General features: G+C 35.6%; 29 protein-coding genes and 1 riboswitch. Of the genes, 1 reads left to right on the top strand and 28 read right to left on the bottom strand.

Annotated elements, in window-relative coordinates; translation table 11 throughout:
- Window positions 1-149: 149 nt before the first annotated feature.
- From mnmA to mraZ, 23 genes are all read right to left on the bottom strand, one after another.
- Window positions 150-1,268: a tRNA 2-thiouridine(34) synthase MnmA gene (gene mnmA / locus LA20249_RS01735; protein WP_057739309.1), complete on the bottom strand. Its 1,119-nt coding sequence runs from the start codon at window positions 1,266-1,268 to the stop codon at window positions 150-152.
- Between the two features lie 9 nt (window positions 1,269-1,277).
- A complete protein-coding gene (locus LA20249_RS01730) occupies window positions 1,278-1,625 on the bottom strand; it encodes a DUF1831 domain-containing protein (RefSeq protein WP_235806777.1) in 348 nt (115 codons plus the stop codon).
- Window positions 1,626-1,671: 46 nt separating this feature from the next.
- Window positions 1,672-2,820, bottom strand: a complete 1,149-nt coding sequence (locus LA20249_RS01725; RefSeq protein ID WP_083477946.1) for a cysteine desulfurase family protein — start codon at window positions 2,818-2,820, stop codon at window positions 1,672-1,674.
- A 12-nt stretch (window positions 2,821-2,832) separates the two neighbouring features.
- A complete protein-coding gene (locus tag LA20249_RS01720) occupies window positions 2,833-3,522 on the bottom strand; it encodes a 5'-methylthioadenosine/adenosylhomocysteine nucleosidase (protein ID WP_057739307.1) in 690 nt (229 codons plus the stop codon).
- A gap of 10 nt (window positions 3,523-3,532) precedes the next feature.
- Window positions 3,533-3,817, bottom strand: coding sequence for a hypothetical protein (locus LA20249_RS01715; protein ID WP_057739306.1), 285 nt, complete (start codon window positions 3,815-3,817; stop codon window positions 3,533-3,535).
- On the bottom strand, window positions 3,818-4,387 hold the full coding sequence (locus LA20249_RS01710) for an NUDIX hydrolase (RefSeq protein ID WP_057739305.1): 570 nt from the start codon (window positions 4,385-4,387) through the stop codon (window positions 3,818-3,820).
- A complete protein-coding gene (locus tag LA20249_RS01705; protein WP_057739304.1) occupies window positions 4,380-5,801 on the bottom strand; it encodes an MFS transporter in 1,422 nt (473 codons plus the stop codon). Before LA20249_RS01705 ends, LA20249_RS01710 begins: the two co-directional genes overlap by 8 nt.
- Before the next feature lie 35 nt (window positions 5,802-5,836).
- A complete protein-coding gene (locus LA20249_RS01700) occupies window positions 5,837-6,052 on the bottom strand; it encodes a cold-shock protein (RefSeq protein WP_057739303.1) in 216 nt (71 codons plus the stop codon).
- A 12-nt stretch (window positions 6,053-6,064) separates the two neighbouring features.
- Complete coding sequence (ileS, locus tag LA20249_RS01695) at window positions 6,065-8,842, bottom strand: isoleucine--tRNA ligase (protein WP_057739302.1); 2,778 nt, start codon at window positions 8,840-8,842, stop codon at window positions 6,065-6,067.
- Window positions 8,843-9,017: 175 nt separating this feature from the next.
- Complete coding sequence (locus LA20249_RS01690) at window positions 9,018-9,761, bottom strand: DivIVA domain-containing protein (RefSeq protein WP_057739301.1); 744 nt, start codon at window positions 9,759-9,761, stop codon at window positions 9,018-9,020.
- 12 nt (window positions 9,762-9,773) lie between these two features.
- Window positions 9,774-10,568 (bottom strand): YlmH family RNA-binding protein, encoded by a 795-nt coding sequence (locus LA20249_RS01685; RefSeq protein WP_057739300.1) that lies wholly within the window; start codon window positions 10,566-10,568, stop codon window positions 9,774-9,776.
- Window position 10,569: 1 nt separating this feature from the next.
- Window positions 10,570-10,836, bottom strand: coding sequence for a YggT family protein (locus LA20249_RS01680; RefSeq protein ID WP_057739299.1), 267 nt, complete (start codon window positions 10,834-10,836; stop codon window positions 10,570-10,572).
- Between the two features lie 16 nt (window positions 10,837-10,852).
- Complete coding sequence (locus LA20249_RS01675; RefSeq protein ID WP_057739298.1) at window positions 10,853-11,263, bottom strand: cell division protein SepF; 411 nt, start codon at window positions 11,261-11,263, stop codon at window positions 10,853-10,855.
- A gap of 14 nt (window positions 11,264-11,277) precedes the next feature.
- Window positions 11,278-12,525, bottom strand: a complete 1,248-nt coding sequence (ftsZ, locus tag LA20249_RS01670) for a cell division protein FtsZ (protein WP_057739297.1) — start codon at window positions 12,523-12,525, stop codon at window positions 11,278-11,280.
- Between the two features lie 45 nt (window positions 12,526-12,570).
- Window positions 12,571-13,905, bottom strand: a complete 1,335-nt coding sequence (gene ftsA / locus LA20249_RS01665; RefSeq protein ID WP_057739296.1) for a cell division protein FtsA — start codon at window positions 13,903-13,905, stop codon at window positions 12,571-12,573.
- Between the two features lie 74 nt (window positions 13,906-13,979).
- Complete coding sequence (locus tag LA20249_RS01660) at window positions 13,980-14,675, bottom strand: cell division protein FtsQ/DivIB (RefSeq protein WP_158294582.1); 696 nt, start codon at window positions 14,673-14,675, stop codon at window positions 13,980-13,982.
- A gap of 18 nt (window positions 14,676-14,693) precedes the next feature.
- A complete protein-coding gene (gene murG / locus LA20249_RS01655) occupies window positions 14,694-15,794 on the bottom strand; it encodes an undecaprenyldiphospho-muramoylpentapeptide beta-N-acetylglucosaminyltransferase (RefSeq protein WP_057739833.1) in 1,101 nt (366 codons plus the stop codon).
- A gap of 8 nt (window positions 15,795-15,802) precedes the next feature.
- Entirely contained in the window at window positions 15,803-17,176 is a 1,374-nt protein-coding gene (murD, locus tag LA20249_RS01650; protein ID WP_057739294.1) for a UDP-N-acetylmuramoyl-L-alanine--D-glutamate ligase, read from the bottom strand.
- Between the two features lie 16 nt (window positions 17,177-17,192).
- Entirely contained in the window at window positions 17,193-18,158 is a 966-nt protein-coding gene (gene mraY / locus LA20249_RS01645) for a phospho-N-acetylmuramoyl-pentapeptide-transferase (RefSeq protein WP_057739293.1), read from the bottom strand.
- Between the two features lie 14 nt (window positions 18,159-18,172).
- Window positions 18,173-20,347, bottom strand: coding sequence for a penicillin-binding transpeptidase domain-containing protein (locus LA20249_RS01640; RefSeq protein WP_057739292.1), 2,175 nt, complete (start codon window positions 20,345-20,347; stop codon window positions 18,173-18,175).
- Entirely contained in the window at window positions 20,338-20,703 is a 366-nt protein-coding gene (gene ftsL, locus LA20249_RS01635; RefSeq protein WP_057739291.1) for a cell division protein FtsL, read from the bottom strand. The genes LA20249_RS01640 and ftsL overlap by 10 nt, the downstream gene beginning before the upstream one ends.
- A 12-nt stretch (window positions 20,704-20,715) precedes the next feature.
- A complete protein-coding gene (rsmH, locus tag LA20249_RS01630) occupies window positions 20,716-21,666 on the bottom strand; it encodes a 16S rRNA (cytosine(1402)-N(4))-methyltransferase RsmH (protein ID WP_057739290.1) in 951 nt (316 codons plus the stop codon).
- Entirely contained in the window at window positions 21,656-22,087 is a 432-nt protein-coding gene (gene mraZ, locus LA20249_RS01625) for a division/cell wall cluster transcriptional repressor MraZ (RefSeq protein ID WP_057739289.1), read from the bottom strand. Before mraZ ends, rsmH begins: the two co-directional genes overlap by 11 nt.
- Before the next feature lie 223 nt (window positions 22,088-22,310).
- Between mraZ and LA20249_RS01620 the strand changes: the two genes are divergently transcribed.
- Entirely contained in the window at window positions 22,311-22,439 is a 129-nt protein-coding gene (locus tag LA20249_RS01620; RefSeq protein WP_418236094.1) for a DUF4044 domain-containing protein, read from the top strand.
- A 101-nt stretch (window positions 22,440-22,540) separates the two neighbouring features.
- Here LA20249_RS01620 and thiT read toward each other — a convergent pair whose 3' ends face one another.
- The 5 genes from thiT to mreC all read right to left on the bottom strand — a co-directional run bounded on the left by thiT (window position 22,541) and on the right by mreC (window position 26,176).
- The gene (gene thiT, locus LA20249_RS01615; RefSeq protein WP_057739288.1) at window positions 22,541-23,125 is read right to left on the bottom strand and encodes an energy-coupled thiamine transporter ThiT; all 585 of its coding nucleotides are present in this window, start codon (window positions 23,123-23,125) and stop codon (window positions 22,541-22,543) included.
- A gap of 49 nt (window positions 23,126-23,174) precedes the next feature.
- A riboswitch (TPP riboswitch) is annotated at window positions 23,175-23,275 on the bottom strand.
- Between the two features lie 33 nt (window positions 23,276-23,308).
- Window positions 23,309-24,106, bottom strand: coding sequence for a septum site-determining protein MinD (minD, locus tag LA20249_RS01610; protein ID WP_057739287.1), 798 nt, complete (start codon window positions 24,104-24,106; stop codon window positions 23,309-23,311).
- A 2-nt stretch (window positions 24,107-24,108) separates the two neighbouring features.
- On the bottom strand, window positions 24,109-24,777 hold the full coding sequence (locus LA20249_RS01605) for a septum site-determining protein MinC (RefSeq protein ID WP_057739286.1): 669 nt from the start codon (window positions 24,775-24,777) through the stop codon (window positions 24,109-24,111).
- The gene (gene mreD / locus LA20249_RS01600; protein WP_057739285.1) at window positions 24,774-25,316 is read right to left on the bottom strand and encodes a rod shape-determining protein MreD; all 543 of its coding nucleotides are present in this window, start codon (window positions 25,314-25,316) and stop codon (window positions 24,774-24,776) included. Before mreD ends, LA20249_RS01605 begins: the two co-directional genes overlap by 4 nt.
- The gene (gene mreC / locus LA20249_RS01595) at window positions 25,316-26,176 is read right to left on the bottom strand and encodes a rod shape-determining protein MreC (protein ID WP_057739284.1); all 861 of its coding nucleotides are present in this window, start codon (window positions 26,174-26,176) and stop codon (window positions 25,316-25,318) included. Before mreC ends, mreD begins: the two co-directional genes overlap by 1 nt.
- Window positions 26,177-26,203 lie beyond the last annotated feature (27 nt).

The raw sequence follows: 26,203 nt of genomic DNA, 5'->3' as shown, positions 1-26,203 counted from the left end.
GTTAGTTACTTATAATTATGGATTTATTGATTACTTTTTTCAAGCTAGATACTGCTTTTACAGAAAATACCAAGAAGCAAATATGAAAAAAGCCGTTATACTAATTATCAAAAATAATTAATATAACGACCTATTTAAAACTTATGTCCTTAAATATACTGTAACTTCTTCTCTGCCATATAAGCAGCGTCGATTGTAGCACCACCAAGGCACTCCTCACCATCATAGAAGACAACCTCTTGTCCAGGTGTAATTGCACGGACTGGGTTATCAAACTCAACATTGACCTTACCGTCACCTAAAACATGAACTGTAACGCCAGTATCTTGTTGACGGTATCTGAACTTAGCTGTGGCATGGAATGTCTCACCATAATCTAAACCAGTGATAAATGATAGATCAGACGCATCCAAATGATCCGCATATAATCTAGGATTATCATATCCTTGATCAACATAAAGAATATTCTTTGACATATCCTTACCAACAACGAACCAAGGCTCGTTTGACTTACCATTTCCGCCAATACCAAGACCTGATCTTTGACCGATAGTGTAGTACATCAAACCAGCATGCTTACCTTTAACTTCACCATCGGGTGTCATCATTGTACCTTCTTGGGCAGGCAAGAACTCGCTTAAGAACTTACGGAAGTTTCTCTCACCAATGAAACAAACACCGGTAGAATCCTTCTTCTTAGCAGTAGCAAGTCCAGCTTCCTCAGCAATACGACGAACCTCTGACTTTTGCATACCACCGATTGGGAACAAAGCCTTTTGCAATTGATCCTGTTGAACAGTACTTAGGAAGTAAGTTTGGTCCTTGTTAGCATCGCCACCACGGAGCATATGAACAACACCATTATCATCACGGAATGATTGTGCATAATGTCCCATAGCAATATAATCAGCATTTAACTTGTTAGCGTAGTCTAAGAAAGCCTTAAACTTAACCTCCTTGTTACACATAACATCAGGATTAGGAGTTCTACCCTTACGATATTCAGCTAAGAAATACTCGAAAACACGGTCCCAGTACTCCTTCTCAAAATTAACTGAGTAATAAGGAATACCAATCTTGTTAGCAACCTTAGCAACATCCTCATAATCCTCAGTAGCAGTACATACGCCAGAGTCGTCTGCGTCATCCCAGTTCTTCATGAAAACCCCAATGACATCATAGCCTTGTTGTTTCAAAAGAAGTGCACTAACTGACGAGTCAACGCCACCACTCATACCTACAACTACACGCTTCTTCTTATTATCCATTTTAAAACCTCATTTATTTGTTAATACATTTTTTTCTTTTAAAAACTTCATTAAATAACGATAATCATCAATTTCTGCTTCAGAATCCTTAAGCTTAAAAATATTAATATTATGCATCCCGCTTTTATCAGTGATCGACAATTTTAGATTATCTAAATCCTTATTAACGACCGCCTTTAAATAAAATCTAGCTGCATAAGGAGACGTCCCATTAAGTGGATGTTCCAAACGAAAACCACCTTTATTAGTTTCCATAAAACCACTATCCATTAATGAGTAACGCTTTACATCAGGGTTCAATTCATAAATCTCTTGATCTCCTAATACTTGAGCTTGTCTTTTATCCACATTTATCATCCCTTATAAGTAATCTTCTATTAGTTATAAGTTTGAATAAAATTAATTAATTAGTCAAGTCTCTAACGATATCTACTAATTTATTTGTAAATTTAACGATTTCTTCTTCAGTATTATCTTTACCGAAACTAATTCTGACTGAATCATTGATTTTCTTACTATCTTTACCAAACATCGCTACCAAAACATGTGATGGTTCCAAACTACCCGCTGTACATGCAGAGCCACCAGATATAGCGAAACCTTCCAGATCCAAACGAGTTAACAAGACCCCTCGATCGATTCCTGGTAGATACAGATTCATCACATGATTCAAAGCATGACTATCCGTTGGTCCATTGATACCAAATTCAATCTTATTTTGTCGTAAAATTTCTTGTATCTTTTGCTTGAAGCCAAAGTATCTTTCTTGACGAGCTTTTTTTTCAGCAGGGGTCAACAATTGTACAGCTTTCGCAAATCCAGCAATAGCTGGGACATTTTCCGTTCCAGCCCGACGTTTGGTTTCTTGATCTCCACCCTTCACAAAGGATGGAATATGAATCTTATCATTTATGTAAAGAAAACCAATAAACTTAGGTCCATTGATCTTATGTGCTGAAGTTGACAACATATCAATGTGTTCAGCTTTGACATCAATATCTTCCATACCAAATGCTTGCACAGCGTCAGTATGAAAGAAAGCTTGATGATCTTTTAACAATTCACCAATTTCTTTAATTGGATTCATTGAACCAACTTCATTATTACCATACATGATTGTTACTAGAATCGTATCATCACGCAAAGCATCCTTAACTTGTTGGACGGTTACTTCACCACGACTGTTTGGTTTCAAATAAGTAACTTCAAAACCTAAGGTCTCTAAATAAGCCAACGGTTTTAAAATTGCTTCATGTTCGATAGCCGTAGTAATAATGTGTTTTCCTAACTTTTGTCGAGATAATGCCGTTTCAATGACAGCGGTGTTATCACTTTCAGTACCACCACTTGTAAAGACAATTTCTGAATCTTTTGCATTGATACTCTGAGCAATTACATGCCGACTTTCATCTAATACCTTGCGAGCTTGACGTCCAAAATAATTGGTTGCAGAAGCATTGCCAAAATTATGGGCCATTTGGTCGCTGATCACGTTGACTACAGATGTAGCCATTGGTGTCGTAGCAGCATTATCTAAGTAAACAAATGCCACAATAAATCCCCTCTATTCTTGGTCTAAAAAGTTCAGCAACATTGTTACTGATTTGCGTCCGGCTTGTAAAACAAATTCGTCAAAGTTTACACTAGCATCTTCATCACCAACATCACTCATTGAACGAATAACGACGAATGGTACTTTAAATTGTGTACAAACTTGGGCCACAGCTCCACCTTCCATTTCAGATGCCAAAGCATCTGGGAAAGACTTTTTAATTGTAGCAATTTTTTCAGCTGCGTCAATAAATTGGTCTCCCGTTACAATCAATCCTACACGAGATGTTAAACCAGTTCTTTTAGCCGCTGCCGCAATTTTTTCAACATAAGTTGGATCTGCTTTAAAATAAAGCTCTTGTTGTGGTAATTGGCCTATTTTGTAACCAAAGCCAGTTGCATCAACATCATGATAAGCCATTTTATCAGAAATAACGACATCTCCGATATGCAAACCCTCACCAATTCCACCAGCTGAACCCGTATTTACAACGAAGTCTGGTTGATAACGTTCATTGATAATTGTCGTTGTCATTCCCGCTTGAACCTTACCGATTCCACTTTGAGCTAAATACACTTGGTGTTGTTTATAACTACCAATTGTAATATCAACCCCAGCGACTGATTCGTTTTTAACATCAGTAAGAGATTCTTTCATTAATTTAATTTCCTCTTCCATAGGAACGATTACGCCAATTTTCATACTTTACTCCTTAAATAAAAAATAATATTAAAAATACCAAAACAATTAGGCCGAATATAGTAATAATCGCAATATTTAACTTTTTTTTCAACCGATTTGTCTTATAATCAAAAACTTGCATTTTTTCTTCAGCAATTTGTTCAGGATGTTGCTTATTATACTCTTGGTTTGAACGCTGTTGTTCTTGTCTGCGCATCTTTTCTTGCTGTTGAACTACTTGATCAGCTCGAACTACTGTTTGTGGTTGATCTTTTTTTATCTTCATGTGATAAAAGTCTTTTATTTTTGAAAACATTTATTTTTCCTTTGCTTGCAATAATTCCCAATAAGTAATGGCATAAATTGATTTCGAATCACAAATAACGCCCTTTTTCACTTGTTCTTTAGCCTCGTCTAACGTTAATTCTTCCACATTTAAAAATTCATCTGGGTCCAGTGGTCGTTTGAATTCAATTTTCTTCAAGTCAGTAGCTTTGAAAATCGTTACTTTTTCATTGGAATATCCTGGACTAGCAAAGAATGTCGTCACTTTTTCTAAATTATCGGTCGACAAACCTAATTCCTCATCCATCTCACGTAAAGCAACTTCTTTCAAATCGCTGCCTTCATCTGGATCAATCTTTCCAGCTGGGATTTCTAAAGTTTCTTGTTCCAAAGGGGAACGCCATTGTCTGACAAAAATCATTTTACCGTTGTCAGTAAAAGGAATAATTGCTACCGCACCATGATGCTCGACAATTTCACGAATGTCAGGAATACCGTTAGGTAAGACAACTTGTTCAACATCGACGTTAAAAATCTTACCGCCAAACATTCTTTTCTTAGCTACTACTTCCTCATAATATCTCGAATCTTCTTTACTCATTATTTGACCTTCCTGACTTAATTAATCTAATAACTGACATCACAATTGCAATCAAACAAATTATTACTGCAAATGTCATTGTAACACGCATCCCATCAATAAAAATATCCGGTCTACCGTTAATATAAGTTGTCACAGATTTTCCATAAAATTTACTCATTGATAAGAAGAGCACGGTGGTAGAAAGTGAAACTCCAATGATCATCCCTAAATTACGAGAAAGAGCATTCAAGCCACCGGCAATTCCCAAATCTTTTGTTTCCACAGAACTCATAATCATTGTATTATTAGGAGCTTGAAAAAGTCCATTTCCTAAACCATTCAAACCAATACAGAGTAGTATAAACCAAATTTGTGTCTGTAAGTTGAAGAATAAATAACCGATTTGAGCCACTTCAATTACGATTAATCCAATTATGGTTAGAACAATTGGATTGACCTTTGCTGATATTTTACCAGAAATTGGTGCCACGACAACCTGTACCACCGGAAATGCCATTAAAATATACCCAGCAGTCGAAGCCGCAATTCCTAAGGCGTTCTCCAAGTAAAATGGCGAAACAACGTTGAAAAAGAAATTAGTAACGAATATAAAGAATCCTGCAACTAAACCTAAAGTGAAATTATGGTTAGAAAAGATTCTCAATTCAATCATTGGGTCAGTGACACTTTTTTCAATTTGTAAGAACAAGAAAAAACAACCAACAGCTACAATGAAAGTCAAGATTATATAAAGATTAGTAAATCCAACTGATTGACCAATAAAAATTGCTCCGAAAAATAACAATAGAGTTAAAAAATAGACTGCAAAACCCCTTTTGTCAAATTTAGTTGGATTAGTTGATTCTGCTTTAGGTAAGTTTATATAGCCAAGGATCAAAGCTATCAATCCAATAGGAATATTGATCCAAAAAATATAGCTCCAGTGAAAGTGTCCTAATATCAAGCCACCAATACCTGGTCCTGCAATAGCTCCAATCGAAACAAAAGAACCAATATATCCCAGAGCATAACCACGTTCACTCAAGGGAAAGGTTTGCGTAATGATCCCATTATTAGTGGCCATAGCCATGGAAGCTCCAATCGCTTGAACAACACGTCCCAACAACAACATAACTAAATTATTGCTCAATCCACAGATAATTGAACCTAAAATAAACATCACCGATCCAATTTTAAAAATTTTAATTTTTCCAATTGAATCTGCAATCTTTCCAAACATCAATAAAAAGATACAAATGGTTACTAAATAAATGGAAACGACCCATTCAGCCATATTCATTTCAATATGAAGATTCTTACTGATAATCGGCAAGGCAATATTAACAATTGAACCGTCTAACGTTGCCATCAAAGTAAAAATTCCCACTGAAATCAAGATCATCCATCTTCTTGGATTCACTTTTTCATTCATATTCTCACTCCATATTCCAAAGAAAAAAGAAAGCACTATTCAGCACTTTCTTCTTCTTTGACATTAATATTTACAGCTTGTGGTCCTTTATATCCGGGTGCAATCTCAAAGGTAACACTTAGTCCCTTTTCAATATAAAAATCATCACGGTTAAGAATCGAGTCTGCAAAGAAGAAGATATCTTCTTCTCCATTATTTATAAAGCCAAAGCCACGGTCCTTATTGAACCTTACTATTTTTCCTGTGAACATTATTCACCATTCCTAATCATCAAAGCCCTCAGTCTTTGTTTCTGGATACTCTTTAGCAACAATTTTAGCACATCTAGCACAGAATGTTGGATAATTACTATCGCTACCGACATCAGTCTTAATCATACGACATCTTTGACAAACATCGCCTTGAGCTTTTTCAACTAGAACATCAGCAAGTTCATACTTATCAGCATTTTCAAGTTCTTCATCAGAAACTTCAAATTGAGAAACAATCAACAACTGACCAAAGTTACTGTCAATTTTATCAAGGACAGCTTTCAATTCAGCACTTGGATGAACTGTTACTTTAGCTTCAAGTGATTTACCAATCATCTTATCGCCACGAGCAACTTCTAGTGACTTCAAGACATTATCTCTAAAGTCCATGAAAGTTGACCAATCACTTTCGATTTCGGCTTGATCAGGAATATCTTCAACTTCTGGCATCTCTGCTAATTGAACAAAGTCCTCTGGTTCTTTAAGATATTCCCAAACTTGTTCCATCGTATGTGGCAAGATTGGTGTCAACATCTTAGCCAATTTAACAACGACGTCATAGATAACAGTTTGCATCGAACGACGTGAATGTGAATCTTCAGCATCAATATAAACAACATCTTTGGCAAAATCTAAGTAGAACGTTGACATTTCATTAACGATGAAACTAACGATTGATTTCTCAACATCAGCAAAATCGTATTTATCATAATCAGCCAAAACATCTTTAACCAAGTCATTTAACTTAACTTTGATGTATTTATCTTCTGGACGAAGATCCTTATAGTCAACAGCTTCTGTCTTAGGATCAAAGTCAGTCGTGTTAGCTAACATGAATCTGATCGTATTTCTAATCTTACGATATGTTTCAGAAACTTGTTTGAAGGAATCAACTGAAACAGAGACATCAGAACTTGAATCAACTGAGGCAACCCAGAGACGAATAATTTCAGCTCCAAATTGTCTTTCAATATCGCTAGGAGAAATGACATTACCTAGTGACTTACTCATCTTAACGCCATTTTTATCAAGCGTGAAGCCTTGAGAAATGAGTGACTTGTAGGGAGTAACTCCATAAGCAGCAACTGATGTTACTAACATTGAATTAAACCAACCACGATATTGATCAGAACCTTCAAGGATTAAATCAGCTGGGAAAGTCATGTTCTTACGTGTTCTTGCAACACCTGAATGAACTGTCCCAGAGTCAAACCAAACATCAAGAATATCAGTTTCCTTAGTAAATTTACCATTAGGACTACCTGCATTAGTATAGCCTTCTGGAAGAAGATCCTTGGCATCTCTTTCAAACCAAACATTTGAACCATACTTGCCGAACAATTCAGCTACATGGTCAACTGTTTCTTTAGTTAAGATTGGATCGCCATTTTCAGCATAAAAAATTGGTAATGGAACACCCCAAGCACGTTGCCTGGAAATTACCCAGTCACCACGATCACGAATCATATTGTAAAGACGAGTTTTACCCCATTCTGGTTTAAAGTCGATCTTGTCGATCTCGTCAAGGATCTGTTGTCTAAATTTATCAATTGAAGCAAACCATTGTGGTGTAGCACGGAAAATAACTGGTTTCTTAGTACGCCAATCATGTGGATAACTATGAGTGAAGAAACTCAATTTCAATAGTGAACCATTTTCCTTCATTCGTTCTGTAATCATCTTATTAGCATCATCATAGAAGACACCTTCATATTCAGGTACTTCATCAGTAAAACGTCCCTGTGCATCAATTGGAGAAAAGACTGGTAGTTTATACTTCATACCAACAACAAAGTCATCAGCACCAAATCCAGGAGCTGTATGAACTAATCCAGTACCATCATCCAAAGTAACATGGAAACCTAGGATCAATTCTGATTCACGGTCATAGAATGGATGTGTAGCTGTTAAACCTTCAAGTTCAGAACCCTTGAATGTTTTAAGGATTTCAACATTTTCCCAACCTAATTGTTCCTGAACATATTGAATTCTTTCTTGAGCTACAACATACTTTTTACCGTCGGCATTAACTTCGGCGTAAATAAATTTAGGATTTACACAGATAGCTTCATTTGATGGAATTGTCCAAGGAGTAGTTGTCCAAATAATGAATGAAGCATCACTATCAACCACACCTTTACCATCTCGAACTTTGAAAGCTACAAAAATTGATGGTGATTTAACATCCTTGTATTCAACTTCAGCCTCAGCCAAGGTTGATTCTGAAGAAGGTGACCAATAAACTGGTTTTTTACCACGATAAATGTAACCTTTATCAACCATCTCACCGAAGATTTTTACCTCAGCTTCTTCAAACTCGGGTTGGTAAGTGATATATGGATTGTCCCAATCAGCTGAGATTCCTAGACGCTTGAATCCAGCCATTTGTTTCTTAATTTCGCCTTGAGCAAATTCGTAACATAATTTACGATACTCACTCATGCTCATTTCCTTACGCTTAACACCCTTTTTAGCCAATTGTTGTTCAATTGGTAAACCATGAGTATCCCAGCCGGGAACATATGGTGAACGATAACCGTCCATTGATTTGTAACGAACAATAATATCCTTGGAAATCTTATTTAAGGAATGTCCCATATGGATATCACCATTGGCAAATGGAGGTCCATCTAATAATTCAAAAGTTGGTTTTCCCTCATTTAATTTTTGACGACGTTCATAAAGTTTATTTTCTTCCCAAGCTTTTTGCCATTCTGCTTCTTTGTTTGGCAAATTACCACGCATAGGAAATTTGGTTTTACCCAAATTTAAAGTATCTTTTACTCGCATTCTTTCACCCCTTCTAAAATAAAAAGAACCCATCCAATTTAGGACGAGTTCTCGCTATACCACCTATTGGTAAATTACATAGATTGTCTAAAAGTTGATATACCTAAATTAATTTTTACTAGTCTCACACCATTCACTAGTTCGCTGAAAAAATATCATTTAAGCACTTGTTCTTTTAATTTTTCTCAGATTCATTATCAGTCTGACCATCATTGAAATTGAATGTTGGTTCATTCTTCTGATGATTGATCGTATATGATTCATCCGGCTGATCATCTTGAATATCATTATTATAATTCATTTGATCGTTCTTGGAAACCGTATCTTGATCATTTTCAGAATTAACTTGATCCGTTTGCATATTATTAGTTGAATTATAGGCTGTCTGCCCACCAATTTTTTGCTTCAACTTTTCTGTAGAAGTCTTGTCATTGAGTTTCGACCATTCAGGATTATCAACCATATCCAACTGTTGCTTAAGCATTCCTTGCAACCCCTTGCGGAAAGAACTAACTGATTTCTTCAAATCATCAGTCTCGATCGTTACCTGACGTGCTCGATCGGAAGCATCCTGTAAAATCTGATTAGATTTTTCAGTAGATTGATTGAGTAAATCTCGAGCCTTCTTTTGCGACTCTTCGACAATGATCTGTGCTTCTTTTTCCGATTCTGATTTAACCTTTTCCGCCGCTTCTTGAGCTACTAAGATTGACTGATTCAAGGCGTCTTTCATATCAGTAAAATATTTTAATTGATCAGTAGTATCCTTCAATTCTTTTTCTAACTCAGCATTTTTTTGTAATGCTAAATTATAGTCTTGAGCTGCTTGTTTTAAAAAATCACTAACTTGGTCGCGGTCATAGCCTCTAAATTTACTATCAAACTCTTTATCATGTATCTCTACTGGTGACAATACCATAACTTCACGCCCCTATTTCTTAATAACATTAACGAACAATATGTACTTATTATTTTTCGAACGTCCCATAATGTCGTTAATTCTTATTCTACCAAAACCTCTTACACTAAGTGTATCAGTTATTGTAACAAATGAACTAGCATTTTTATTAACAGCCCAATTTATTTGAACTTTTCCATGATCGACTAGGGCTTTAGCGCTTTGTCTTGATAAATTGTATACCGTAGCAATGATTGTATCCAATCGCAATGACTGCACATTGATGGTCTCATCAGTTGATTCATCCTTAGGTAAAAGTAATTCATTAAAGTCTTTTGCTATCAAATGGACCTTAAATGGACCAATCTTTTTTACTTGTTCTTCAACATAATCACTCATTGATTTGAACACAAAAAATTGCCAATTTTCACCATCGGTAATTATATCGCCAAAGCGATCTCGATCAATTCCAGAACCAGTCAATGATCCCAAGATTTGACCGTGATGTAAATTAGCAAATTTTTCGGGATAACGAATCTCATACATTGAAATATCGTAATCCTTTTCTTGAGGTACAAAATAGTCAGGAGCAATTATTCCCCTGACTCTTTCGGCATTATTAAATCCACCGAAGTAATGTACAAACAAATCATCATACTTATTAACTAAATTATTTAAAATCGTTTGTTCACGTAAGTTTAAAAAATCAGTTAATTGTGGAGTATACATCGTTTGAGTCTTCAGTAAAATATCACTCATTTTATCAATGAATGGCTTTTCTTCAGGTCTAAAGTAACCTCCGCCTATGACACTATTTTTATTTTCCATTTTAAATTATCAAAAATATCACTTTCTGCAATAATTGAATCAATATTATGGCAATTATTGGGGAGAAATCAAGAAAACCTATTGTAGTAGGTATAACTCTTCTGATCAGATTTAACAATGGATTAACCAGTGATGCGACGAACCTTCCAAAACTAGAACCATACAGTGACGGTACAAACGACATCAAACAGTATACGAATAAAATGAATTCATACAATTCAAATGCCATACTAATAATAAATGGTAATCCACTTACAATTCGATCCATATCTTTCCTCGACTTACTATTCGTTTATATCTGGTATACTTCCATCAATTTCAAACTTTGGTGGTGTACAAAGAAAGATTTTTTCTCCAACACGTTTTATTTCACCGTCTAAGGCAAAAATTGTCCCAGTTAAAAAATCTACGATTCTCTTAGACTGCTCATCATTGACATTATTAAAGTTAACGATCACAGCTTTATTATTCAAGAGTTGTTTAGCAATAACCTTTGCATCTGAATAAACTCTGGGTTGATAAATAGCAATTTTACTATTTACCGAACTTCTATTTTTTTCACTAGCTGCACTCATTGAAACGACCTTTTCATTATTCGAATAATTTTTTTGGGGTTGTGGATCGTCAACTTTTTTTTCTTCAAAGTCTTCATCATCATTAATACCAAAAAAGCTGCTTAACTTTTCAAATGCCATAAGAAAATCTCCTTTTATTTATTGTTACGACGTTTAAAGATTGGAGGAGTTGAATCATCGTCATCATCGCTTAAATCAATTGTCTCTGGCTTTTGGAAAATTTCAAAATCTCCCTTTTCTCCGGAAACATCCTTTGATTTTGAGGCGTCACGATTAATATCCCAAGCTGCCAAAGGATCATTATTAGTAGTTTGTTCCTTTGGCTTAGCTGGTTGTTCATCAGTCTTTTCAGCTTTATTTTGATTGTTATTAAAAGCTGCTCTAGGATTATTTAAAGGACGTCTTGATGGTTCGCGCTTCTTATCTTCACTTTCAACACCAGTAGCAATCACAGTAACCTTAACTTGGTCACCTAAAGTATCATCAATTGAAGTACCAAAGATTATATTAACATCAGATGTAGCTTGTTCGGAAACAATTTGCGCTGCATCTTGAGCTTCAAACAATGACAAGTCTGGTCCACCAGTAATATTAAGAAGAACTTGTTTTGCTCCATCAATTGAAACTTCCAATAGTGGAGAAGAAATAGCCTTCTTAGTTGCCTCAGTAATTCTGTTTTCACCATTAGCGGTACCGATACCCATCAAAGCTGAACCTTGATCAGACATAACAGTCTTAACATCAGCAAAATCCAAGTTAACGAATCCTGGTGATGTAATCAAATCAGAAATACTTTGAACACCTTGACGTAAGACATCATCAGCAATGCTGAAAGCTTCGCCCATCGGTGTTTTCTTATCAACAATCTCTAATAACTTACTATTAGAAATAATAACTAATGTATCAACATCTTTTTTAAGTTCAGTGATTCCATCAGCTGCAAAGCGTGAACGTTTAGCACCTTCAAAGGCGAAAGGACGTGTCACGACACCAACGGTCAATGCACCACTTTCTTTGGCAATGTTAGCAACAATAGGTGCAGCACCAGTACCGGTACCACCACCCATTCCGGCAGTAACAAAAATCATATCGGCGCCTTCAAGGGCCTCTTTAATGGCTTCTTCACTTTCTTGAGCAGCCTTTTGTCCAACTTCGGGATTTGAACCAGCACCTAACCCTCTTGTCAATTTAGGTCCCAATTGAATTTTAGTTTCAGCATTAGAACTTTCTAGTGCTTGTACATCAGTATTAGCAGTAATAAATTGAACGCCTTTGATCCCTGCTTCTACCATTCGATTAACGGCGTTACCACCGGCGCCACCTACACCGATGACCTTAATTACCGCTCCCTTATTGTCGGTCGAGTCTAAAGTATATTCCATTAAGGAGTTCCTCCTAGTTTAAAATTAAATTTAATTTGTTCATTATTAATCAAAAAATTTACTCCAAAAATCCTTGATTTTGGATGTTTTTTTAGGTTTCTCAACCTCTTTTACATCCTCAGTCTCATCTGGTTGAGGTTGAGTGGGTTCTTGCTTTGGTTTCGTAGGATTAACCGGTTGGGTCTGCTGAACAGGAGGTTGATTACGGTTAACAGTTGCCCCATTAACAACATTATCAGCAATAATTCCAATATCGTTTAATCTTGAAGCATAAGTTACCAATCCTAAGCCCAATGAGTATGAAGGATACCTCATCCCCATTTGTGATGGCACATAGCTTCTTACTTTAACATCAAAGATTCTTCGAGCCAGTTCCTCAACATTTGGAGTTGCTGCCACTCCACCAGTTAGAACGATTCCACCAGGAAGCGACAATGCTCCGGCATCTTCAAGCGGTGCCTGTAATCTAGTAAAGATCTGTTCTAACCTAGCCTCAATAATTTCTGATAAATATTCCTCGGAAATTACTTCTGGATCATTTTTACCAACTACCTCGACATTGATATTTTCCTCAGTCGAAGATTTAGTCGATGAAGCATTACCATAATAAAGTTTTAATTGATTAGCATTATCAACGGTTGTATTTAGAATCACTGAAATATCATGGGTAACATAGTCCCCACCCTCAAAGTCTACAGTAGATAATTTAAGGTTGTGATCATGTACAACTGAGGCAGTCGTTTGACCAGCCCCCATATCTATGATTACCGCTCCAAAATCACTCTCACCATCATTTAAAACAACTTGGCTTAATGCCATCGGAGAAATAACCTTATGAATAATATTTAAACCAGCTTTTTGAATGGCTTTTTTAGTATTATGCACAATAGTCTTTGGTGCGGTATAAATAATTCCAGACATTTCCAATCGAACACCGATCATGCCACGTGGGTCACGAATGTTATTGAATCCATCCACGGAAAATTGTTTGGGAATTAAAGAAACTACTTCTCGCTCACTAGGTAAGTTTTGTACCATTGCAGCCAACATAACTTGTCTGACATCATTTTCAGTGATCTCTTTAGATTGAGATCCTACTGCAATCATTCCTTGACATTTTTCGATTTGTAACATATTAGCCGATATACCGACCACAACGTCACGAATGGAAATGTTTGCTTGTGTTTCAGCCCGTTTGACAGCCTTCTTAATAGCGCCAGCAGCCTTGTCGATATCCACTATAACGCCACGGCTAACTCCTTGTGATCTTTCGCTTCCTACGCCAACGATACTTAAGCGATCATCTGACGATTCAGCAACCACTACTTTTATTGAATTTGTGCCAATATCAAGACCTACAAAAAACTCTGAATTGTCCATTAATCGTGGCAGCCTCCCTTACCTAGAAAATCTATTCACTAAAAAATTTTAACACAAATATGATTATATTAAACCTATTTATTATCTTTAAAAGGATATGAATAAGCACCTATTTCCAAATCTATAACGCCCTTTTTCTTCATCTGAGCAGCCATTCCTGGATAATATTTTAATTTTGAATTAACAGTTCTCATATCTGCAATAACCTTATTGCCATCATTCATATCTATCTTGATGCGATATGGATTCAATTTTGTTGGTGCGTTATAAAACTCAGAAACATTGGTCTTCACATTACTTGGCAACTTAGAATAGAGATTTGACATCTCCTTTAAACGTTTTGTACCAAAGCCACTGTAAACTGGATAGTTACCAATTGGTGAACTTATCTTTTGATTTATCACTTGACCACCACTGATTATACGGTAATAATAGCCATTTTTATAGATAAAGCCTGATGTGGAATACTCTTTCACTTGAACCGTTATATCGCGTAAATTCTTTGTCTTAATAGATATTGACTTAATTGATGGCAACTTTTTTTGTGTTTCTTGAGAAATGGATTTGTGATGTAGCATAACATTTAAAAGCACTGAATGATCATCAATTTTAGTCGCATTAATTACTTGTTGCGCTCCCAAATCATTAACGCCATCAACATTGATATTTCTAACCTTGCTCAATGGAGAACCAAAATAAGCAATTATTATTATAATAAAAACAATCAAAAATATCAGACTATTTTTACTTATCCTAATTCTTTTTTTCAACACCATCAAATCCTTATATTACTTATTTACCAAGTCTAACAAAACTTTTATCAGTCGATCAGCGGCATCGGGAACACCAATCTTCTTCGATTCAACTGACATCTTTTTTTGTAACGACTCATCACGCATTATTCCATCAATTTCTTCAAAAAGAGATTCGGCTGTTAAGTCTGATTCTGGTATCAACTTAGCTGCGCCAACATTAGAAACCGATAAAGCATTCTTAGTCTGATGGTCATGCGTTACATACGGACTAGGGATAAATACCGCTGGAATTCCTAAGGCAGTAATCTCAGCAATACTTGTCGCACCGCTACGCCCAACGATCAAATTAAGATCAGGCAAAATTTCAGGCATATTATCAATATATGGTAATACGGAAATATTTGCACTCTTTAGGTACTTTGAATCAATTTTTTTAACAACATTATCATAATGAACTCGTCCTGTGACAAATAAAATCTGATAATCAGCTGTTAAAAATTTGTCCATTGCTTCAATTGTAGCAAGATTAATTGGCTTTGCTCCACGAGAGCCACCAAAAATCATTACGGTTGGTTTGTTAGCCTCTAAATTGAATTCCTTTAGTCGATCATTTTTCTTAATATCGACAACTTCCTGAGCCCGAGGATTACCAGCAAAGACCAATTTCTTTTTTTCACTAAATTGATCTACAACATCGGGGAAAGCAATTGCAATTTTATCAACGAAATGTGCCAAGAACTTATTGGTTACGCCGGCAATAGTATTTTGCTCATGAATCACAGTTGGAATATGCGAAACATGTGCTGCATAGACAATGGCACTTGAAACATATCCGCCAGTTCCAACAACTATGTCTGGCTTAAAATCCTTAATAATTTTCTTTGATTTACGAATGCTTGAGAGAAATAATTCAACAACTTTAACGTTTTCTACAGTCAGCTTACGCTTAAAACCACGGATCTCAATTGTTTTAAAATCAATCCCAGCATTCTTGACGATTTTACTCTCTAAGCCTTTTTCTGTTCCTACGTATAAAACATCCTCAATTAGATCTCTTTCTTTTAGGCGCTTTATAAGGGCCATTGCGGGATAGATATGCCCGCCGGTTCCACCACCAGAGACAATTATGCGCATTTTTGTCATTACTTAACTTCTCCCTTTAATGTTTCGACCTCATCAATGAATTGATCTCCACGTTGCTCGAAGGTCTTAAATTGATCCCAGCTTGCAGCAGCTGGTGAAAGCAAAATTATATCGCCTTTACTACTTTGTCTATAAGCTTCAGGAACAGCTTCCTTTAAATTATTAACCTTAACAATATTCGAAACGTCAGCTTTTTCAGCTGATTTAATTACTTTATCAGCGGTTTCACCATAAACGACAAGATTATTAACCTTGCCCTTCAAAGAAGGAATCAATTCATCGAATCCATTTCCTCGATCAAGTCCGCCGGCAATCAAAGTAATCGGTGTTTTGAAGGCTGTTAAAGCTACGATTGTGGCTTCAACATTAGTTGCTTTGGAATCATTATAGAATTTATGTCCGCCGAAGGTATCAACATATTGAATTCTGTGTTTAACACCTCTAAATGACGACAATACTTCAATTATGTCATCATTAGACACATCATAAAGCTTAGCAACACTGATAGCCGCCAAAGCGTTTTGAACGTTATGCTCGCCTGGAATCTGAATATCTGCTGTAGACATAATTTTTTCGCCATTACAGTAGATAACGTCATCTTTTACAAAGGCTCCATTATCTAATTCTTGATTATCTGAAAAGGGTAAAATTTTGGCAGCAGATTCTTTAGCCAAATTCTGCCACTCTTTTGTATTCCAATTTACAACAAAGTAATCATTCTTTTTTTGATTCTTAGTAATATGCATCTTAGCTTTTATGTAATTTGCACGAGTCTTATGAAAGTCTAAATGTGTTGAATAAATATTATTTAGAACTGCCACATGTGGATGCAAATCAATGGTTCCTTGAAGTTGAAAACTTGATAATTCAGTTACAACGACATCATCTTTAGTGGCTTTTTGAATCACGTCTGAAATAGGAATACCAATATTTCCGGCATAATAAGACTGCTTGAATTCAGGGGAATGCTTTAACATCAATTGAATCAAAGTCGTTACTGTAGTTTTTCCGTTAGTCCCTGTGACTGCAACCATAGTCGCATCTGAATAACTATAGGCTATTTCTGGCTCAGTGATAACTGGAATATTCAATTTTTCAGCCTGTTGAACTAATTCATTAGAATAGAAAATACCAGGATTCTTAACCAAATAATCAAAAGAATCATCAATCAATTTTTTATCATTACTACCAGTAATAACTTTGAATCCAGCATCCATCAAGGCTTTAGCCTCAGTATTCTTCTCCAAAGGATTTGAGTCGACCACTGTAACGTCAGAACCCATTTTTTTCAATAGTTTAGCAACTGCAAAACCACTCTTGGCTAAACCTAAAACTAAGATTTTTTTGTTTGAATAATTACTTTTAGTTTTCATTGCTTTTACTTACTTCCTATACAAATAAAATTAAATAAATTGCAGAACAGATTACACCGACAATCCAAAAAACAATATCAATCTTCCATTCACTCCAACCTAACATTTCAAAATGGTGATGAATTGGTGTCATTTTGAAAATTCGGCGATGAAATACTTTAAATGAAAAGACTTGTAACATGACGCTCAATGTTTCAACTACATAAACAAAACCTATCAAAAGCAGTGACCAGTAGCGTCCTAACAAAATAGAAATTGCTGCCAGACCAGCTCCTAATGCTAGTGAACCAACATCGCCCATGAAGATCTTAGCTGGTTTATGATTAAAGAACAAGAAGGCTAACAATGCACCAACGACTGAGAAACAAACGATAGCAAGGTCGATTCGATTCTGATATAAAGAAATAAATCCATAAGTTGCATACGAAATAATTCCCAATCCGCCCAATAGGCCATCCAAACCATCAGTTAGGTTAGTAGCATTTGAAAAACCAACTAACCAAAACAGCGTAAATAGTATAAAAACGATAGCGGAATTGACTGACAAAACCCCAGGAATTGTAAAGTTCATTGGTAATTGATCGTCATTATAAACATACAAAAAGATAAAACCAACAATTACTTGCAAGAGAGCCTTTTGGTAAGCTCTTAAACCTAAATTTCGTTTCTTAAAAACTTTAATGAAGTCATCGATAAAACCAATGCATCCGTAAAGTACAATTACAAATGTTGTAATCAACAATGAATGAGTCAATTGCCCTTGCCAAGCTCCGACCCAAATATTAGTAATCAATGTGGCTAAAATAACTAGCAAGCCTCCCATTGTTGGCGTACCAGATTTTTTCTCATGCCACTTAGGTCCTTCTTCGCGAATGGACTGTCCTTCTTTATGTGCAACCAAATAACCAATTAGAAAAGGCATTAAAATTGCTACGATTGCAAACGAGCTAACTATATCGAAAACAATATGACTGATTTCCATGAAAATCCCCTTATTTATTTATTTTTCAATGTAACTATGATTTTACCACTGTCATTTATCACTTGACCAGCCTTCACTGACTGCTCAGTAACATAACCATCACCTTTAGTTGTGACTTGCTTACCAGTGATCTCAGCAAACTTCAAAACATCATTTTTAGACCATCCTGTTAGATCGGGCATAGTCATCGCTCCATTAGTTAATAAGACCATCCTTTGTCCAGGCATAACTTTCTCGCCACTAGATGGCAATTGTTGAACAACTTTGTCCCCTGTCCCAACAACACCAGACTGCAAGTCCAGTTTTTTGATCTTGGAAAGTGCTGTTTCGGTTGTTTTATTCAATAGACCTGGGACCTTAACATATTGACTTCCAGCCTCAGTCACACTTGTTGGTGATTTTCCTTGATTGACCAATCGTTTTACCAGCGGATTGAAAATCTCAGATAAAATCTTTTCTGGAAATTCAGTCATTTTTTGAGGCTGTCTCATAGTGATATAGACAATATAATTTGGATCATCATAAGGGATCATCCCTGTAACGGAGAAAATATAGTTGTTAGAACCAGTTAAATAGCCTCCCTTAGAAGAAGCAATCTGAGCTGTACCAGTCTTTACCCCAACTTTAATGCCGGGAATATTATAAACAAGTCCAGTTCCATAACTCTTAGTAACAACTTGACGCATTGCTTTTTGAACCTTTTTAGCAGTAGAACTCTTAATTGGTTGACCAACCACTTGACGTTTAAAACTTTGTGTCGTCTTACCTGTATTGCTGTTGACAACCTTTTGAATTATTTGTGGCTTAACCATTTTTCCACCGTTAGCAATTGCTGAAAATGCCTGCAACATTTGCATAGTGTTTACATTGACACTTTGACCAAATGAAGTCATCGCCTGATCACTAGTATGTTGATAAGAAATTCCTCCAGCGACTTCTCCTGGTAAATCAATGCCAGTCTTTTCACCAATATTGAAACGATGCATATACTTTAGCCAAGTTTTAGAACCCATCTTTTGTTCCAGCTTTACCATTCCCACATTGGATGATCTGGGAAAGGCTTCAGATAAAGGAATCATTCCCCAGCCAGCATTATTCCAATCACTAATTGTTCGACCACCAACTTCAACTGAACCCGATTTGTATAGTTGATTTGGATTATAATTACCAGAATCAATTGAAGCAGAAAGCGTCAATATTTTCATTACAGAACCAGGTTCAAATTGATCTTCAACTAAAGTATCACGCCAACTGTTAGCCAAACCCTTACCAGTGGTGGGATTGAATGTGGGGCGTTGTGTGGCCGCTTCAATCGCACCAGTCTTAGCATTCATAACTAATATCTGTAAGTTTTTAGGCTCATATTTTTCAGCAGTTTCTTGCGCCAGAATCTCTGCATACTGTTGTATCTTACTATTTAAAGTCAAATAGACATTAGAACCATTGGAAGTCTTTTTCTCACTAACTTGAGAATTTGGCAACTCATTACCATTAAAATCTACTTTAGTAATTTTTTTACCATTTTGACCAGAAAGCATTTTATTGAAATACTTCTCAATCCCCATCACACCACTGATATTGCTATTTTGATCATTAACATCATCAGCTTTAGTGATTCCGACTAAATTAGTTGCAAAGACACCATTTGGATAAGATCGAGATGGCAATTCCACAAAATGAATTCCCGGTAATTTTTGAGCATTGATTTTTCGCTTAATTTCAATTGATAAACCTCGCCCAGATTGGCCAAACTCGACTTGATATTGCTTTTTATTCTTAGGGGTCAAATACTTGATCAGTTGTTTCTTTGAAAGTGGTAAGTACTTACTCAAAACTTGGGCTGTTTTTTCTTTATTGACAACATAATCCGCCTTACCGGCAGCAGTTTTTGACTTATGATCAACAATTGCATAGATATTATAAATCGTTGAATCTCCAGCAATCATATCGCCATTAACATCCAAGATGTCGCCCCGTTTAGCATTGACCTTAGTCACTTTTTCATACTTTTGTTTAGTCTTTTTTACCAGATTAACACCGTCATATTGCTTACTTGTCGAGATGTAAGCGAATCTTTGGATAAAAAGGATAAAAGAAAAGGCAGTCACAATCAAGATTAATATACCAACTATATAATGATTGCGTCTTGCCTTATTTTTTAATAGTTTTCTGAACTTACTCATTTTGATATATTCCTTACATTATTGTCGCTCATTTTTAAATTGTGCTTTTTAGCGAAAGAAGAAAAACGATCAAAACTACTTAACTCAGAAATTTCTTGTCTTAAGTTAACATTACTTGTATTTGTTTTGGATATTTGTGTCACGAGACTATCTAGCTCGTTTTGAGAGGAGGTCATAGAAACTTTCATACTAACTAAAGTCACCATTAATGCCAACGTCAAAAGACAGAGACCAACAATTGAAAAAGTCTCAAATTTTGACAAACTAACACTACGGCGTCTGGGAGCTGATTGCTCAACTTTTTTAGGTTGAGGATCAACTTGATAGTCTTGTAAATTTCTAGCTGTGCTTTCTTCTCTCATATTATTTCTCCATTATATCTTTTCAACAACTCGTAATTTGGCACTATGTGCACGATTATTTTCAGATAATTCCTCATTATTAGGCAGGATCGGTTTTCTAGTTATCTGTTTTAAAGCCGGTTTAATATCATCCGGTATTACAGGTAGTCCTCTTGGCAAATCAACATGTGAATTATTCTTAAAAATATGTTTTACAATTCTGTCTTCTTTTGATTGAAAAGTTATAACGCTTATCCTGCCCTTTGATGCTAACAAGTCAATTGCCTGATTTAAAGATCTTTCAAGAGATCCTAATTCATCATTAACAGCAATTCTTATTGCTTGAAAGACTCGCTTAGCAGGATGACCACCAGTTCTTCTCTTAGCTGCTGGAATAGCATTTTTAATAATATCAGCTAATTCCAACGTAGAAGTAATACGATGATCTTCTCGAGTACGTTCAATTGCTCGAGCAATCTGCTTGGAAAATTTTTCATCACTATATTTATAAAAAATACTGACCAAATCATTATAAGACCAATCATTGACAATTTTTTCAGCATCTAAATCTTGTCTTTGATCCATCCGCATATCCAAACGTGCTGCTTTTCTGTAACTAAATCCTCTAACAGCATCGTCAAATTGAGGAGAAGAAACTCCTAAATCATAGACGATACCATCAACTTTAGTTACACCAAACTCCAACAAACGTTCTTGCATATTTTCAAAATTATCTCGTATTAACGTTAGTGAATTGTCACCAATTATTTTTGAATCATTTTGAATACTTTCACCGACTTCAATGGCAGCTTCATCACGATCAAAAACATAAAGTTGACTCTGATGAATCCGACTTAATAATTCCTTGCTATGACCACCACGTCCAAAAGTAGCGTCCACGTAAATACCATTATCGTGAGGGTTTACTTCATCAATAGTTTCTTTTAAAAGTACTGTCTTATGTTTATATTCATTAGAAGTCAAAATCTGTCATTTTCTCCGATATTTCTTCAAAATTATCTTCAGCCTCTTGGCTAAATTTGTTCCAACGGTCTTCATCCCAAATTTCAATTCGGTCAGAAACACCTACTATTACACAATTCTTATTCAGTTTAGCAAAATCAATTAACGGCGACGATAAATTAATTCGCCCCTGTTTGTCAAATTCTACCTCTGCAGCTGCAGAGTAAAAGAATCTTGTGAATGCTCGCGCATCCTTTTTTGTTAAAGGTAATTTATCCAATTGCGATTCAAGCTTATTCCACTGATCCAATGGATACCCAAAAAGGCAACCATCCATTCCACGAGTGATCACAAATTCGTTGCCAAGTAATTTTCGAAATTTAGCAGGAATAATCACTCTGCCTTTAGTATCAAGCGTGTGATGAAATTCACCCATAAACATGGACAGTTCACCCCAATTCTTTAACACTTCCTAATTTACCACAAATCACCACAATTAACCACACGATATTTTACAATCATTTAAAACTGACAAAAAAACTTGTCAACTATTGGTAATATTAGCTTTATAGAAGTGGGGAATTTATTTTTATTTCTAAAGAAAGCCATTACAAATATTGCATAAATCTGCTTTGTGAAGTAACATTTCACTATATATTAATTGGGTGGTGGAAGTTTTGAACGAAAAAAAGCCTAAAAGCACATTAACCAAAATCATTCAAATTGTTGTTTGGCTAATGATTATTATCACAATTGGCGGTGTAGTCCTTGGCTCAGTCATGAGCTTCATCTAAATGTAGAATAAACGACTGAGATAAATACTCACTCTTCATCAAAATAAAATGGCATCAGGTAAGAAATTACCTGATGCCATTTTATTTTGATATATTTAGAATTAATTTTTAGGAATTATTAATTGTTTAAAAATACGATTCAAAATGACTGCTAAAACTAATAGCATAATCATATTAGCAACAAAACTACCACCGTTGATAACTAAAGAGTAGATCCAAGGATTCATAGTTTTAGGTGCATATGAACCCCAATAAATACCACCGGCAATGAAATGTAAGAAGTATTTGGCAAAAAAGCCAATTGCAGAATAGAAAATAATCAGACCTAGTGCATTCTTGCCATTTTTTATAGCCTGTTGAACTCGAACACTTCCTAGACCAATCAATCCCACAACAGCGAAAGCCAATGGATATTCAACGATACCTTGAAATGGATTCAAGACGCCACCAGTACTGAGACCTCTTAGAAGCATATCCAATAATCCCCAAACTAATCCAGCCATTAATCCTGGCTTCAAGCCTCTTCTCAAAGCGTAAATAGACATTGGAATCAGTCCATAGACAAATTCTATTGAAGATACCCCCGTCGAATGTGGAATATAGGATAATCCCATGGCCAAAGCCGTAATGATTGCCCCTTCTGTCAAGACAACTAAACTATCTTGACGACTCGCTTTATCGATCATACAAAAAAACTCCCTTCTGATTTTAGTCATCACAAGAGAGTTCGAGCATTTTGCTTGAACAACACATCCCTACGCATGTATTAACATAACAGGTTTAAAGGGTCTGAACGAATAGTTCACTCTCAGCCAAAGGCTCCCCCTGTGTTGACTTTATTAAATTCAATTAAAAGTATAGCATACAGATTAATTTTTTCCAAAAATACGACCCCAAAAACCAACCTTTTTTGTTTGGCTAAATAAATCCAAAGGAATATTTTGACCCAGCATACGCTTAGCAATGTTTTGATAACTTCGACCAGCATCACTATCACGATCAAAAGCCACAGTTTGCCCTGAATTAGACGCTGAGATCACTCGATCCTCATCAATTACGATTCCAAGCAACGGAATTCCTAAATGATTAACAATATCATCTATTCGCATTGAAGTTCCATCATTGATCATATTCTTCCGAATACGATTGATGATTAAATGAGGAGTAATTGGCATATTCATATTCTCTAAAATACCAACCACACGATCAGCATCACTGACTGATGCGACTTCTGGATTAGTTACAACTAAGGCACCATCAGCAGTAGAAACCGCATTTTGAAAGCCATATTCAATTCCTGCTGGACAATCAATCATCACAAAATCAAACCTTTGTTTCAATTCATTCACGATCATAGCCACAGAATCTTTATCTAAAACATATTTATCAGCAAATTGTGAGGCCGCTAGTAAATACAAGTTATCCTCAAATCTAGGGTCTCGTACTAATGCTTGAGATACAACGACACGGTGTTGTGCAACATCGACAATATCATAAACAACTCGATTGGTTAATCCCATTACCGCATCCAAATTACGTAATCCGATATCCAAATCAACCATGCAGACTTTTTTCCCTAGACTTGCCAAGACAGTACTTACATTGGCAGTAGTGGTAGTTTTACCAACTCCACCCTTTCCTGAAGTTACAACTATTGATATTCCCATAGTTAACCTGTCCTTTTTCTTAAATCATTTATTCGGTTTTTATAATTTTTCAAATCATCTATGCTGATTGCATGTAAATCATCAACAAAAGCAAACTTGCCATTTTCAAAGTTAATTCGATTATCGTCTGTAACAATTTCAATCACATCAGCGATTCTTAATTGGTCAACGTTCTTCAAATTTCCAAAGATCACGGCGTTGGTATTATCAGGATAACCTGCATGAACTATTCCATCTACTTCTCCTAGAATATAAATTGAACCAGTAGCACAGATCTGTGCGTCACGGTGTAATGTTCCAAGAAAAATTAAATCACCCTGATACTTTAATTGTTGACCACTACGAACTATTCCCGATTCAACAGTAGTTTTATTCTTGTCTAGTAATTTTTGAACATCTACTTTAGATTCAACATCTGACTCGATATCTTTTAATTCTAGTTCAGGATACTTATCGAAAAAAGTTTCAATACTTTCTTTTTGTTCATCGGTAAATAACCGACGACCGGTCTTAATAGTAAAATTTATAATGTCATCATTTTCGCTGGTTGATTTAACGTTTTGTTGCATAATTAATTCCTTTAATTCTTTAAACGCCTCATCATAATTAGCTTTCTCGTCAAAAATGACTGAAAAGCCATCTTTACCACCTTTTAAAATGATGTCACTCATTTACTATCCCTCCGATATTTCACCAACCACTCTGACAGATTTGCTATTGGAATATACAGAATGAAAAAAACCACAATATTCCATAGTAATGTAGGTCCCAAAGTATATGTAATGAAATCCAAAACATCTGTACTAGTTTGTTGTAATAATCTTTCTAATAAATAAATTCCTGATTGCAAAAACGTCAATGCTAAGAAATAAACGGATAAGTCATACCCCATATTATTTTTGATCAACAAAAATCTAAAATGGTCGATCCCAACCATTACCAATGGCAATAACACTGTATACAACCCAATTATTCCATAGTAATAAGAATCATAGACAACCCCAAAAACAATCCCGTAAATAATCAACTGTCGACGATCTTCAATTCGCATCGTTAACATAACAATTGTCATCAACATTAGTTGTGGCAAAACTACGATTGTTTCTCGATTCATATTATTCAAAAAGGCCCATTTCATTAAACCATCTAGGTAAAATGCGAATAAAATGAATAATACTTGACCAACAATCTTTCGAGTTTTAATTGTCATTAATTTTCACCATGAACAGATGACTTAATTACCGTCACAACTGTAAAGTTTCTCAATTCGGCTGCAGGAGTGATATATACAGAATTAGTCATACCGTAATTATCTTTCTTAATTCCATAAACTTTACCAATGTACAACCCACGAGGTGTTAAGCCACCCAAACCAGATGTAATAACGCTTTGGCCTTTTTTAATATTCTTTGTAGAATTAACGTTTTCCATCACTAAATCACCAGTTGAACTATCATAACGACTAACAACTCCAGTGACATTTTTATTACTACCTAAAATCTCAGCAGCAAATTTATCATTCAATTCGTTATTAGTGGAAATCAATTCAACTTTAGAACTTATCTTATCAACTTCAATGATTCTTCCAATCAATCCCTTACCAGACATAACCGGCATGTTTTTCTTGATGCCACTAGTTTGTCCACGATTGATTGTTAAATAGTTTTGCCAGCTACTTGGTGAGCGCGACAAAACTGAAGCGTTGACAGTACTATAATCTGTCAAAGTTCCATCTAGTTTTAATTCTTGTTTCAATTTCTTATTTTCATCTTGAACTACTTCTAATTTTGCCTGATTCTGTGCTAATTCACCGATTCTAGCTTTAAGACGCTTATTTTCGGAATAGGTATCATACAAATCAGAGAATTCTGAGGTAGCATTCTTCACAGCGTTAGTCGGATAAGCAAAGACTCCTCCAACAACACTGACGACATCATTACCAACTTGTTGTACTACTGGTGGCGTATTCTTGTTATCACGAATATTGACCGTTACCGCCAGAAGACCAAAAGTAACAATAATAAGTATCATTAAAATAATTAATTTTTTATTTGAAAAAAATTTTTGCATTGCTTCCTCCTAGTAGATCAAATAAAA

Origin of the sequence: Companilactobacillus alimentarius DSM 20249 (assembly GCF_002849895.1) — a bacterium.
In the GTDB taxonomy this organism is placed as follows: domain Bacteria; phylum Bacillota; class Bacilli; order Lactobacillales; family Lactobacillaceae; genus Companilactobacillus; species Companilactobacillus alimentarius.
The sequence above is the reverse complement of the archived record's forward strand: the minus strand, read 5'-3'. Positions and strand labels throughout refer to the sequence as shown.